Here is a 13,304-nt window from a genome sequence, read left to right as displayed (position 1 = left end):
GCTGTGAGCCTTGAAATTGATTTCAAGGCGGGTCTCAAATTGGCAGATTTGTCCTAACCGTTCTGGCGGTTGCTATAACCTTGCCCCCGGCCTCCTGGAGCCTCCAATTCCCTAAGAACTGGCCGGCAGGATGTCCGCTTTGAAGTGGGCGGTTTTCAGGCGATCGACGATCGCGGTATTGTCTTCGACCCAGTATTGGGAACCGAAGCGAACCCGGCGTTTTTCCGGGGTGTCGCCGACGATCGCTTCCACGGAAACGGTGGCCGATTCGGGGTTGCCGCGACATTCTTGCAAGATGTCTTTGAGCCGTTTTAATGTCTCCACTTCGGCGATTTCTTCGGGGGTCAAATGCAGGCGGATCAGCCGGGAAGTGGTGATTTTGGGGGAGCTGTTTTGGTCGGATTTTGGGCGTGCGATCGCCCGCTGCACCAACTCGTCCGCCGAGTGCATGGCATCCACGATTATTTGGGTCTGGTCGTCCCGCTTTTCCACCTTTCCTTCCACGATCGCGATCGCATTTTCTTGGAGACAGTCTTTCACGTCTTCGTAGGAACTCGGAAATACCACCGCCTCCATCTGCCCCGTCAGATCTTCGAGGAGTAAAAACGCCATGCGATCGCCTTTTTTGGTCAGGTGGGGTTTGATATTGATCAACATCACCGCCGTTTTGATGGCGGTCTTCGGCCTTTTCTCGGGCAGTTGCGACAGCGTGACCGCATCCTCCAAAACCCCCGATTCCGACAGGGATTTTAGCGGGTGATCGGAGACATAAAAACCGAGCAATTCTTTCTCAAATTGCAGCTTATCCTTTTGGTGAAAATCGTCGGTTTTTGGCACTTCCGGCGCGGCTTCCTGGGTCGAAGCAGTCACCGTAGAATCTCCCAAAATATCGAACAAACTCGTCTGACCGACCGCCCGATCTTTCGCCCTCTTTTGCGCCCAGGGTATCAGTTTTTCCAAGTATTGAATCGATTGTTTGCGGTTGGAATTCAAACTGTCGAAAGCGCCCGATTTTATCAAAGATTCTAGCGCCCGACTGTTGACGGTTTGCAGGCTGATGCGATCGCACAGATCGGGCAAACTTTGGAACGGCCCGCCTTCTTCCCGGACGGATAACAAATGTGCGATCGCGCCGTCCCCGACATTTTTGATCGCCGACAACCCGAATACAATTCCGTCCTCTACGGGGGTAAAATCCACCCCGGAACGGTTGATATCCGGCGGCACGACTTCGATCCCCAAATGTTTGCAGGACTCGATGTAAGCCCGCACCTTGTCGGTATTGCCGCTATTTTCTGTCAGCAGTGCCGCCATGTATTCGACGGGATAGTTGGCTTTCAAATAGGCGGTCTGATAGGTGACGTAGCCGTAGGCGGTTGAATGGGATTTGTTGAAGCAGTTGGACGCGACCAACCCGTTGGCGAGGACAAAGTTATGATCTTTTACGACACCAATATCGTACACTTTTTCTTCGCTGACTTTTTGACGAGAAACAATTTTAACCACGGCGGTAACTCCTGAGAATCTGCTGGATTTTCGATCAAGAAATAGATTGGCAGTTTAAAAAATACGTTTTTAACTGACCTTCAGAAAGTGCCATTCTGCGCTTTTTTCAAGTTTTTTCAAATCGAGATTCCGTTCAAAAATTTCATCGATGGGCAATAACTGCCCGTCCTCGGTCATAAATTTATGATCCGGTGTCGCCCGAATCACCGTCCCATCTTCCAGGCGATATTCGTAAACTTCCTGGATGCCGCGATCGTGCCACTGGGCGATCGGTTGGGTGTAGACGTATCCATTTTTATCCACGGTATAAACCGTACACTCGATCTGATTCTCGACGATTTTACCGATCGCGATCGGCCCGTATTCCACCGTCAGAATTTCCGTGTCGTAGGTCAAACAATATTCGGCGAATTTGACCATCTGATCGAACAGGTGTTCGGCGATATTTTGGGCGACTCCGTTCCGCGTCGCACCGTCGATAAACGTTTCCCGGTGCTTCTGCATTTCCGACAGTTTTTTCTTACCCATCGCCCGCCGCAGCAGGTCCGCCTGACCCAAAGAATACCCCGCCAGATCCTGAGCCATTTTCATGATCTGTTCTTGATAAACCAGAATCCCGTAAGTTTCATTCAGAATCGGTTCCAACAGTTTGTGTTCGTAGCGGATCGGTTCCTTCCCGTGTTTGCGGTTGATAAATTGGGGAATCAAACCCGCATCGAGGGGACCCGGACGGTACAACGCCAAAATCGAAGAAATATCCTCGATACTCGACGGCTTCAAATCCTTCACGATCTGCCGCATCCCGGAAGATTCCAACTGAAAAATCCCTTCCAAACTGCCCAGTTCCAAAATTTTATAAGTTTTTTGGATATCCTCGGGCATTTTCTTGATCTCCCCCTTCGCCAAAATTCGCATCGCCCTGCGTTCTTCTGCCGGGAGATCGTAGGGGTCGATCGCCAAATTTTTACTTTTCCGAATGTAGTCCAAAGTTCGCTGGATAATCGTCAGATTCTTCAACCCCAAAAAGTCCATTTTCAACAAACCCAGGGCTTCGATATCCTCCATATAATATTGGGTGATCACCGCCCCGTCATTGTTGCGCTGCAGGGGCACGATCGCATCCAGAGACTCTTTGGAAATCACCACTCCCGCCGCGTGGACGCCGAAGGTTTTATTCGTCCCTTCGATGCGAATCGCCATGTCCACCCACTGGCGGACGGAAATTTCCCCCACCATATCCCCGGCATTATTTTTAATCGGAACTGACTCGTTATCGTAGGCGGCTTTAAATTCCGGCGAAGGACTTTGATCGGAAATCATCACCTTCAATTTTGCCGGTTTTCCCCGCGCCACCGGAATCAATTTCGCCATCTGATCGGATTTGCTGTAGGAAATCCCCAGCACCCGCGCCACGTCTTTTAAAACCGCCTTGGATGTCATGCGGTTGAAGGTGATAATTTGGGCGACTTTATCCTCCCCGTATTTGTCCGTTACATATTGGATCATTTCGTCGCGGCGATCGATACAAAAGTCCGTATCAATATCCGGCATCGATTTCCGTTCCGGGTTCAAAAATCGCTCGAACAGCAAACCGTGGTGAACCGGATCGATGTTGGTAATTCTCAACGCATAGGCGACCAAAGATCCGGCGGCAGAACCCCGCCCCGGCCCCACCGGGATGCCATTATCTCGGGCGTGTTTGATGTAGTCCCACACCACCAAAAAATAGGTCGAGAACCCCATTTTTTGCATCATTTTTAATTCGTATTCCAGGCGATCGCGGTAGGTGGTGTGAATCTCCGATCGCGTGGCGGCGTTGAGGCGATCTTTCAACCCCTCCCAGGTGACTTCTTCCAAGTAAGTATCCGCCGTGTGGTTAGGGGGGATGGGATAGTCGGGGATGCGCGGTTCTCCGAGAATGCCGGTGTAGGGTTCGACTTTTTCGGCGACTTCCAACGTATTGGCGATCGCTTCTTTGATCACCTCATCCGGGAGATGATCTCGGAACAGTTGCATCATCTCTTCGGCGGATTTCAAATACTCCGTCCCGCTGTAGCGCAGTCGCTTATCTTCGGTAATTAATTTCTGGGTATTGATGCACAGTAAAGCATCGTGGGCTTCCACGTCGTTGCAGGAGATAAAGTGGGAATCGTTGGTGGCGATAATTTTAACTTCAAATTCCCTCGCGAGTTGCACCAGCGCCACATTCACGATCCGATCTTCGGGGGAACCGTGATCCTGAATTTCCAGATAGTAATCCTCCCCGAAAATCCCCTTGTACCACTCGACGGTTTTGCGGGCGACATCCATTTTTCCCTGCAAAATCGCCTGGGGTACTTCCCCCCCCAAACAGGCGCTGGTGACGATCAAGCCTTCGTGATACTGTTCCAAAAATTCTTTGTTGATACAGGGGCGGGCGAAAATTCCCTTTCCTTGGAATCCTTTTAAGTGAGAAATTGTCGTCAATTTGACCAGGTTTTTGTAACCTTGGGTATTCTTGGCGAGGACGACTTGGTGATATTTTTTTTGTCGTTTTAATTGGGTGGTGACATCGCCATTCATCACATACATTTCGTTGCCGATGATGGGTTTAATGCCCTTGCCCCGGCAGAGTTTGATCAGTTCGATCGCGCCATACATGACGCCGTGATCCGTGAGGGCGATCGCGGGCATTCCCAGTTCCACCGCCCGACTCACCAACTGTGGCAGTTGGGAGGCACCGTCGAGGAGGCTGTAGTCGCTGTGGATGTGCAGTCCCACGAAAGACATGGTAATTTCTCCAATATTTTAGAATCAAAAATAGTGACAATTAGCCGGCGGGTTGCGTCAGCAGGGGGTCGAGTTTACCCTCCCCATCCAACTGATAGAGCTCGTCACATCCGCCGATATGGCGATCGTTGATAAAGATTTGGGGCACCGTCCGCCGGCCGTTGGCGCGATCGGCCATCAGGTTGCGGGCTCCATTGTCCCCGTCGATTTTATATTCTTTGTAATTCACCCCTTTCCACCACAGCAGCAGTTTGGCGCGGATGCAGTAGGGGCAGGTTTGCCAAGTGTAGATCTCCACGTCGGCTTTGATGTTTTCGGGGTGGCGGCCCAGGAGGGGATTGAGAAAGTCTAACATGATTTTTTTATAACTTGTAATTTTCGGATTAGTTGTAGTTGATATAATTGGGGTTTCTGAGTTGCGATCGCATCCGGTAAATAAACCTTTGCTCTTTAAAAATAGAGACGTAGTAGTGCATGACAAAAATGAGGTTGATCAGGAAAAACAAAGCCGTCAATAAAAATCTAAATATGGAGGCAAAATTGAACTCGGAAATCATCGTAAAAACACTGAATACGATGGAACATAGACCAAACCCCGCCGCAAATGAACTAAGTGTGAGAAAGCGAACTTTAAGCATCATCAATTCACAGAATTAAAAGCAATCGAGTCCGGTTGAATCCAGCCACCCCCAACACCACCGCCGATGGTACGGCCATCGGTCACACAAATTATTCCCGATCTGCGCCCGAAAGTCAAAGTCTTGAATCCCCCACACCCGACACCGGGCACACGGCGCCACGAGTTCTCACACTGATGTTTTCGGCAACAAAAATGGGGGCTTCCCATCAGGAGTTCACCGTCCGTTGCCTTCCCCTACAGCCGGGAAGTCAATCGGGTTCTCCGACAAAAAGCCCAAAGGTGATTGGAAACGATGGAGACCGAAACCTACATTTTGTTGAGTTCGTTGCGTAAATCCTCCAATTCCCGGTCAACGTCAGCTTTAGACGCCGAACCCTCGCTCGACGAACCTTCAAGCTGCGGTTGGTTAGCCGGGGCGCCCGAGAGCTGCGCCTTCATCGCCGCCAACTCGTCATCGACATCGCTGCCGGCTTCGAGAACGCGGAACTGTTCTTCCAAACCCGAACCCGTCAGTTCGGCCGCGGCCGTCGAACGCGCCTCCATTTGCAGAACTTTCTCCTCCATCCGGTCGAAAGCCGCCGTCGCGCCGCCGGTATTGATGCCGCCGAGAACGTTGTTGAGCTGTTCGTTCGCCTTGGCAGCCTGAGCCCGAGCCTTGAGCATATTTTTCTTGGTCTTGGCTTCGGAAATTTTACTTTCCAAGCTGAGTAAGTTGCGCTTGAGAGTTTCCACCTGGGTACTCTGCTGGTCCATATTGACCTTGAGCGTGTTGGCGGTTTCGACGTAGCCCTTCTTGCGCTGCAGGGCCTCCCGAGCCAGATTCTCATCGCCCTTCTGGAGTGCGAGTTGCGCCCGGGACTGCCACTGGTTGGCTTGGGACTGGGCCTGATTGTACTGCTGTTGGCTGCGCTTTTGTTGGGCGATGGCTTGAGCGACGGCCTGACGCAACTGGATCAGATCCTCTTGCATTTCGATGATGGCCTGTTCGAGGATCTTTTCAGGGTCTTCCGCCTTGCTGACCAGGTCGTTCAAGTTTGCTCTGACAACTCGGCCGATACGGTCAAATAATCCCATAATGATGTTTTTCCTTAGACGGTGTATGAGTAGTTTGGTCAGGGCAGGCCGTTCGGATGAGCCTGCTCAACATCAGTTAATCCGAGGTGACGGGTTTGACACTTCCCCGACCAAATGGCGGCGGGGAATCGGGGGGAGGAACGGGACGTTCGCGACGGCCGCAGGACTTTGCCGTTTCCGGGAAGCAACAAAAAAGACGCGGCCCACCCGGCGGTGTCAATTCCCATCATACTCTCCGGCACTCGTGCCATTGAGTTTACAACTTTTTTCGGGAGTTGCTCGAACCCCTGGCGATCGCGTCTGGGCCGGCGGGAGCCGAGAGCGGACGACCGGACAAGGCGCGATCGCTCGACGGATTGAAATCGCAATTGATTAATTCCAGTGTAACGCCTGGATCCGGAGTCCCGTACAAGTTGCGACGGAAAAGATGGCAGCCGAGTTCGACAAACTCTCAATTTTCGATCGCCTCGAAAAAGGCCTCGTCCAAATCGTACCCCAGCATTTGGGACATCGACTGCAGCCGGGAGCGGCTGGGAAGGCCCTGTTCGCGCAGCCAGCGGGTGAGGACGAATATTTTGTGCATCAGGAAAATTTCCAGGGCCTCCGGGTTGTACTGGATGCCTTCCCGGCGGTGAAAGGAGTGGGGGACGAGCATGGCCGCGTAGCGGGCCAACTCCCCCTCCCGCCAGTCGAGCAGGAAGGGGAGCCAGGGATAGCGGCTGTCGAGGCGGATGAACCAGAGCCGAATTTCCGGAACCTCGGACAACTCGCGGGGGTCTTGGGGGTCGAGGGGATAGTCGATCTCGAAGCGGAGTTGCTGTTCGCCCTCGGCGATTTTGCCATCCCGGAGCAGCGGCTCGATCGCCTCCCGGACGGGGGAGAGATCCAGCGAGTTCAGGCAGTTGGAGTCCAGTGCGATCATTATCGTCATTTAATCTTCACCTTTGCCCATCTCAAATCGGGCGCTCTGTCTTTTGGATTTTATCGGATGTGGGGGTTCGGGCCGATCGCCAGTTTCGCGATCGCGTGTTGACGTTCTATTCCCTACACCCTACACCCTACACCCCACACCCGCGCGCAGCGCCATCGCCCGAAAATCCCATCTCTTCGGGTCGGATATCGAGTCCGCCGCATTTTTCGATGTTAAATTTCGTTAAAAAAAACCGGCGAATTCCCCCTGCAATGTTAAGAAACTTAGCTAAAGTTGAATCTTCATTTCAATCAGCCGCCGCGGCCTTCCAATTTCCGGCGGGGGTGCTAGGGTGAGAAGCATTGCAATTTTCGATCGCCCACCCCGAGTCAATTCAAAACCTAAAGATTATGTATAAACGCAATTCCGAACGGGACCCCATCGGAGCCGCCGTCACTGCCGGTTTGGGAGCCGGTGTCGCCACGTCTTTCGCCGTCAGCCAGGGACAAAGCCCCTGGGTGGCGCTGGGAATCACCGCATTCTCCATCATCGTCGCCCTGCTGTGCGATCGCGCCGGTTTGGTATAACGTCTGTTGGAACGGCCGATATAGAATGGGGGAAACAATCACCCGGGATTCGACATCTAAAGGATCTCAGGTTCAATTGTTCCCCCTTTCTATTATTTTCCCGATTCATTATGATGGACTCTTATGCTTACCTTCACCTCGCCCTGAGCTACGAAAATCCCCCCCATTTCCATCTCGCCAACCCGATGGGGATTCGGTGGAAAAAACTCTCCACCCGGGCTGATCGAGGTTTTCTCTCCCTGGCCGTCACCCTCGCCGTTTTGAGCCTCGCCCAGGCGGCCCAAGCCCTGGTGGCGATCGGGGATTTCGGCTCGGAAGTCACCCGCATTCAAAACCGGTTGAGCGAACTCGGATACTTCACCAGCAACACCACCGGCTATTTCGGCGACATCACCCAGAATGCCGTCATTCAATTTCAGCGGGATAACGGGTTGGTCCAGGATGGCATCGTTGGCCCCAATACCCTGGCCGCCCTGTTCGGCACCGACTCTCCCGCAGACCCCACGCCCCCGGTGAGCGATCGCGACCTGATCGGACTCGGGGTCGGAGACAGCGGCCCGGGGGTGACGAACCTGCAAAATCGCCTCCGCAATCTCGGCTACTTCACCGCCAACTCCACCGGCTATTTCGGACAAATCACCCGCAATGCCGTGATCCGCTTCCAACAGGACAACTTCATTTCCGCCACCGGTTTGGTGTCCGAAGAAACCCTCGCCCTGCTTAACCAACGCCCGGTCCCCCTCCCGGAAATCGGCCTCGGCCCGGGGAGTACCGGTTCGGCGGTGGGAGGCATCCAACGGGTGCTCCGACAACTCGGATTTTATCGCGGCCCGATCACCAACGTTTTCGACCAGGCGACCGCCAGGGCCGTCCGCAACTTCCAGATCGCCTACGGCCTGCCCCCCACCGGCCGAGTCGAAGCCGCCACCCAAGCCCTCCTGGTGAGTTGGGGAGTCGTCGTCCCCGGCACGCCGTCCGTCCCCAGTTTCCCGAGCAACCCCCCCAACTCCCCCCCCATCCTCGTCGTCGGCAATCGGGGGACGGCGGTGCTTCTCCTCCAAAGGCGACTGCAACAGTTGGGATACTACACGGGAACGGTTGACGGTATCTTCGACGAGTCCACCCGGCGGGCGGTGATCGGCTTCCAACGGGCCTACGGCATTCCACCCACGGGCCGAGTCGATGCCACAACCCAGTTCTATCTGGTGCGGGTGCTGGCTCGAACCACCACCGTCAGCCAGATTCCCCAGGTTCCGGCCGTGACGGTCAGCCCCGTCCGCCCCGTCGTGACGCCTTCCGTCTCCCTGACCGTCGGCGACACGGGAATGGGAGTCCGCCGGATTCAGCGACGGTTGCGGGAGTTGAATTTCTACGACGGCCCGATCAATGGCTTCTTTGATGGCGGCACTCAAATGGCGGTGATGCGGTTCCAGCAAGCCTACAACATCACGACCACGGGGATCGTGGGCCCGACGACGGAGGCGTACCTGTTCAACTTAAATCGCCGCATCTTCAGCTACATCACCCCCTCCGTCGCCGCCGCTTCTTCTGATGCCTCTGACACCCGAGTTGAAACCCACTCCGCGGCGATCGCTTCTTCTGATGCCTCTGACACCCGAGTTGAAACCCACTCCGCGGCGATCGCTGCTTCCGCTGCCGCCGACACCCCTGTCAATGTCGCGGCATTACAAGAACGGCTGAAAATTCAGGGACTCTACAGCGGACCGATCAACGGCCTGTACGATGCCCTCACCCAATCGGCGGTGGCCAAAGCCAAGGAGTTGTACGGGGCGAGTGCCGAAGCGGTACTCTACAGCGGTTTGTAGGCGATCGCACGCAAAAAAAAGCGGGGAAAAATCGATTTTTCCCTGCCCGAATTGAAACGACATCGAAAGCCGAGTCAATCTGTATCCTCATCTTCAGAACCGGCCGTTTCCGCGATCGTTTGGGAACAGGACCAGTTGCTCGACACCAAAGACGGCCAACCCATCCGCAGCGCCTCGTGACAGACGGTGTGGATGGTGAGTTGGCAGTCGAGCATATGCAACCCCGATTTTTCGGCCTGTTTCAACCCGATTTTGGAAATGGAATCGTTCTTAAATTCGATGGTCTTGTTGCACTGCACGCAGACGAGATGGTGGTGGTGGTGGGGGTAGGGTTGGTTGATCTCGTAGTGCTTGTGACCCTCGGCCAGTTCCAACTCCCGCAAAATCCCCATCCGCGCCATCAGCTTCAAGGTGCGATAAATCGTCGATAAACTGATATTCTCCCCCCGACTTTTCAACAAATCGTAGAGATCTTCGGCGCTCAGGTGGGTACCCTTGGGCAGATTTTGGAACACGTGGAGAATGGTTTCTCGCTGGGGTGTCAGGCGCCACCCTTTGTTGTTGAGTTCCGATTTAAAAGAACTTGCGGTATATAGCGGCATCATTCAGTTTTCAATAAAGCTTTGCTACTGACAATAATACATGGGATCTCCAGAAATTGTCAAAAAAATCCGCTTATTGAGAATCAATAGCGGTAGCGAATTGGGGACAGAAATTTGATGGCGCTGCGTGTAGGGAATGGGCAATGGGGGATAGGGAACTGAAATCACCTCGAAATCAAGGTTTCGGGCGCTCTCCCCCAAACGAAACCGTGAACACGCGATCGCGATACTTGCGATAGATTGTAGGGGCGCAAGGCTTGCGCCCGAATTGGAGATTCTCCGAACGGGGGGAAGGGAGGAGCGAGGAGTGACTCTCCACTCCCCGGTTCCTACACCCTACACCCGACTCAACTCAGGGATTCCAGATAATCCCGCACCCGGTTGCGGCGCTTGGGTTGGCGCAGCTTTTGCAGGGCCTTCGCTTCAATTTGGCGGACCCGTTCCCGGGACAGTTCCAGGGCGCGGCCGATTTCGGCCAGGGAGTAGGGGTGGCCGTCGCCGAGGCCGTAGCGCATGGAAATCACGTCCCGCTCCCGGCTGGTGAGGTCGGCGAGGAGTTGTTGCAGGTCGCGGTGCAGGGATTCGCGCATCAACAATTCTTCCGGGGTGACATCTTCCGTTTCCAACAGGTCCCCGAGTTCCGTATCTTTGTCAGTGCCGACCTTCGTCTCCAGGGAAACCGAGCGGGGGACCCGCAGCAGCACTTCCCGAATTTGCGCCGGGGTCATTTTCAACTCGGCGGCGATGTCGTCGATGGTGGCGGTGCGACTTTTTTCCTGGGAAATCTGGCGCTGGGCTTTTTTGATTTTATTGAGTTTTTCGGTAATGTGGACGGGGAGGCGGATGGTGCGACTCTGGGTGGCGATCGCCCGGGTGATGCCCTGGCGAATCCACCAGTAAGAATAGGTGCTGAAGCGATAGCCGCGGGTGGGGTCGAACTTCTCGACGGCCCGCTCCAACCCCAGGGTCCCCTCTTGGATCAGGTCTAACAATTCCAAACCCCGGTTCTGATATTTTTTGGCAACGGAAACCACCAGGCGCAAATTGGCTTTGATCATGTGATCCTTCGCCCGCAGCCCCCGGGCTTGAACCTGTTCGAGTTCTTCCACCGTCAACTCCGCCAACTCGGCCCAGCGGCGCTTTCCTAGGGCCATCAGCGGCTTGAGTTGGGCGACCTCGACCCCGGCGGTGGCGGCCCAGCGCTCCAGGGAGGGCCGGTGTCCCAATTGTGCGGCCAGGCGATCGCGGGTTTTGATCAGGTGGACGTAGGTTTGCAACTCGCCCCCCTCCGTTTGAGCCGCGGCATCGCGCAGTTCGATCAGCCGCAGGTAGCGCTGCACGTTCTGAGCCTCGGAAACTTCCTCGTCCCGTCCCAGCAGGCGCACCCGGCCGATTTCTTGCAGGTAGAGGCGAACCAGATCTGTCGTGCGTCGGTTGGCAGACATCTCGGATGATTCGGCGTCGCTCAAGTCTATGTGGACCCGTTCGTTTCCGGATGATTCCATATCCCGATCCCCAGAATAATCTTGCAGGTTGTCGGTGGATTCGGTTTCGGCGTGAAAATTGGTGGCTGACATGATGGTTATCTCAGTTGCTCTCGGTGAAACAAAAATGGCTCTCCCAGGAGGTCTATGATGTAGATGTCCCGACGGATCGAGGCTGACGATGGCGACTCTCAAGTTGTCTGGGAGCTCGAGACCGCTCTTGAGTCTTTCAGATCTCGGTGTTGCCGATCAGCAATCTGAACCTTCAGTTTTCAAATTGGCGACTCCTAAAATAGTGATCCGATCGACAATTTGGGTTACTGTTTCAGGCTCGTTAGCTAGTATATAGAGATGGCAACATAAAAAAAGTGACCCTTGTCAGGTCACTGGCTAATCTTCATCACCCGCCGAGGGGGTTCCCGATCACTTCTCAACGATCCTCAAATTCTTTAACAAAAATATACAGTCAACTTCCCGCCGTTTTTGACGTTTCATTTCGGCAACAGTTCGATTGTACTCGATCAATTGCCAGAACGGCAATTCGGTGTTGGCCGTCCGGGTCATTTGTAGCAGGGTTTTTTAGACAATTATCGCCGGGGCCATCGCGATCGCCGATCGCATTCACAGGAAATCGGCGATCGCGATCGCAACTTTTTTCGCCCCAGTTCTCCCCAATATAGCACCGCCCATATGGGTGGAGACATTGCCAAAAGTTGAAAAGCTCTTGTCATCAACTTTTGACTTTTGAATTCCATTAGTTCGGCGTCCGGGGATAACGTTCCATCAGATCTCGCACCTGTTCCGCGTGGTAGGAACTGCGGGTCAGGGGAGAGGCGACGACCTGCAAGAATCCCAAAGACTCGCCGTAGGCTTTCCAGGCATCGAACTGTTCGGGGGGGATGAAATCGACCACCCCCAGATGTTTGGCGGTGGGTTGCAGGTACTGTCCCAAGGTAAGGATATCGCAATCGACGCCCCGCAGATCGACCATTGCCTCCCGCACTTCCGCATCGGTTTCCCCGAGTCCCACCATCAGCCCGGATTTGGTGTACATTTGGGGGGCCATTTGCCGCGATCGCCGCAACAGTTCCAGGGTGCGATCGTAGTCTCCCTGGGGACGGGTGCGGCGGTAAAGCCGGCGCACGGTTTCGGTGTTGTGGTTGAGCACCTCCGGTTTGGCGTCGAGAATGATTTCCAACGCGCCCCAGTTGCCGCACAGGTCCGGGATGAGCACTTCGACGGTGGTTTGGGGCGATCGCGATCGCACCGCCTCGATGCAGCGGACGAATTGGGAGGCCCCCCCGTCGGGCAGGTCGTCCCGGTTGACCGAAGTGATCACCACGTGATTCAAATTCATCCGCCGCACCGCCTCGGCCAGCCGTTCCGGTTCGCTGGGGTCGAGGGCCTTCGGCTTCTTCTCAAAATCGATATCGCAGTAGGGACAGGCGCGGGTGCAGGCCGGCCCCATGATCAGAAACGTCGCCGTCCCCGCGTTGAAACACTCTCCGATGTTGGGACACGACGCCTCCTCGCAAACGGTATTCAACCCGAGATCCCGCAGAATCCCTTTGACGTTTCCCACGCGCTCCCATTGGGGGGCTTTCACCCGCAACCAGTCCGGCTTAGACACCATGCTGACCGCCTCCGACCTCAACTAACATTACTGGTGCGATCGTGCCACACTCCGACACCAAATCTCAACAACCCGATTTTTCGGGGCGGCTTGTTCTGGACGGGGGAGAAATGATATGCTAGGATAGGTCAATGTGAAACTGAGTTCACGGGATGTAGCGCAGTTTGGTAGCGCACCTCGTTCGGGACGAGGGGGTCGCAGGTTCAAATCCTGTCATCCCGATTGATATCAAACCCCGATTCTGTCGGACTTGGGACGGCTTCCTGAAGCTGA

The 13,304-nt window shown here is 54.7% G+C and carries 12 protein-coding genes and 1 tRNA gene; 4 read left to right on the top strand and 9 right to left on the bottom strand.

Annotated elements, in window-relative coordinates; all coding sequences use genetic code 11:
- Nucleotides 1–111 precede the first annotated feature (111 nt).
- From LKE08_RS16650 to LKE08_RS16630, 5 genes are all read right to left on the bottom strand, one after another.
- The gene (locus LKE08_RS16650) at nt 112–1,506 is read right to left on the bottom strand and encodes an OB-fold nucleic acid binding domain-containing protein (RefSeq protein ID WP_324705367.1); all 1,395 of its coding nucleotides are present in this window, start codon (nt 1,504–1,506) and stop codon (nt 112–114) included.
- A 69-nt stretch (nt 1,507–1,575) separates the two neighbouring features.
- Nucleotides 1,576–4,275 (bottom strand): DNA polymerase III subunit alpha, encoded by a 2,700-nt coding sequence (locus tag LKE08_RS16645; RefSeq protein ID WP_324705366.1) that lies wholly within the window; start codon nt 4,273–4,275, stop codon nt 1,576–1,578.
- A gap of 40 nt (nt 4,276–4,315) precedes the next feature.
- Nucleotides 4,316–4,630 (bottom strand): glutaredoxin 3, encoded by a 315-nt coding sequence (grxC, locus tag LKE08_RS16640; RefSeq protein ID WP_324705365.1) that lies wholly within the window; start codon nt 4,628–4,630, stop codon nt 4,316–4,318.
- 28 nt (nt 4,631–4,658) lie between these two features.
- Nucleotides 4,659–4,832, bottom strand: a complete 174-nt coding sequence (locus LKE08_RS16635) for a hypothetical protein (protein WP_324705364.1) — start codon at nt 4,830–4,832, stop codon at nt 4,659–4,661.
- A 389-nt stretch (nt 4,833–5,221) separates the two neighbouring features.
- Nucleotides 5,222–5,989 carry a PspA/IM30 family protein gene (locus tag LKE08_RS16630; protein ID WP_324705363.1) on the bottom strand — a complete coding sequence of 256 codons (768 nt, stop codon included), beginning with the start codon at nt 5,987–5,989 and terminating at the stop codon, nt 5,222–5,224.
- 114 nt (nt 5,990–6,103) lie between these two features.
- Here LKE08_RS16630 and LKE08_RS16625 point away from each other — a divergent pair, with 114 nt between their 5' ends.
- Nucleotides 6,104–6,349 (top strand): hypothetical protein, encoded by a 246-nt coding sequence (locus LKE08_RS16625; RefSeq protein WP_324705362.1) that lies wholly within the window; start codon nt 6,104–6,106, stop codon nt 6,347–6,349.
- 91 nt (nt 6,350–6,440) lie between these two features.
- Here LKE08_RS16625 and LKE08_RS16620 read toward each other — a convergent pair whose 3' ends face one another.
- Nucleotides 6,441–6,920 (bottom strand): CRR6 family NdhI maturation factor, encoded by a 480-nt coding sequence (locus LKE08_RS16620; protein WP_324705361.1) that lies wholly within the window; start codon nt 6,918–6,920, stop codon nt 6,441–6,443.
- A 389-nt stretch (nt 6,921–7,309) separates the two neighbouring features.
- Between LKE08_RS16620 and LKE08_RS16615 the strand changes: the two genes are divergently transcribed.
- Together LKE08_RS16615 and LKE08_RS16610 are read left to right on the top strand one after the other, a co-directional pair.
- The gene (locus LKE08_RS16615) at nt 7,310–7,486 is read left to right on the top strand and encodes a hypothetical protein (protein ID WP_324705360.1); all 177 of its coding nucleotides are present in this window, start codon (nt 7,310–7,312) and stop codon (nt 7,484–7,486) included.
- Between the two features lie 110 nt (nt 7,487–7,596).
- Nucleotides 7,597–9,312 (top strand): peptidoglycan-binding protein, encoded by a 1,716-nt coding sequence (locus tag LKE08_RS16610; RefSeq protein ID WP_324705359.1) that lies wholly within the window; start codon nt 7,597–7,599, stop codon nt 9,310–9,312.
- A gap of 74 nt (nt 9,313–9,386) precedes the next feature.
- Here the strand turns inward: LKE08_RS16610 and LKE08_RS16605 are convergent, their stop codons facing one another.
- From LKE08_RS16605 to lipA, 3 genes are all read right to left on the bottom strand, one after another.
- Nucleotides 9,387–9,914 (bottom strand): transcriptional repressor, encoded by a 528-nt coding sequence (locus LKE08_RS16605; protein WP_324705368.1) that lies wholly within the window; start codon nt 9,912–9,914, stop codon nt 9,387–9,389.
- Nucleotides 9,915–10,261: 347 nt separating this feature from the next.
- On the bottom strand, nt 10,262–11,491 hold the full coding sequence (gene sigC / locus LKE08_RS16600; protein WP_324705358.1) for an RNA polymerase sigma factor SigC: 1,230 nt from the start codon (nt 11,489–11,491) through the stop codon (nt 10,262–10,264).
- 661 nt (nt 11,492–12,152) lie between these two features.
- Nucleotides 12,153–13,031, bottom strand: a complete 879-nt coding sequence (lipA, locus tag LKE08_RS16595) for a lipoyl synthase (RefSeq protein ID WP_324705357.1) — start codon at nt 13,029–13,031, stop codon at nt 12,153–12,155.
- Between the two features lie 148 nt (nt 13,032–13,179).
- Here lipA and LKE08_RS16590 point away from each other — a divergent pair.
- Nucleotides 13,180–13,253, top strand: a tRNA-Pro gene (locus tag LKE08_RS16590).
- Nucleotides 13,254–13,304 lie beyond the last annotated feature (51 nt).

It is taken from the genome of Lyngbya sp. CCY1209 (assembly GCF_035615495.1).
Taxonomy (GTDB): Bacteria; Cyanobacteriota; Cyanobacteriia; order Cyanobacteriales; family Microcoleaceae; genus Limnospira.
Note: the sequence above shows the minus strand (reverse complement) of the source record. Positions and strands in the feature narration are given on the sequence as shown.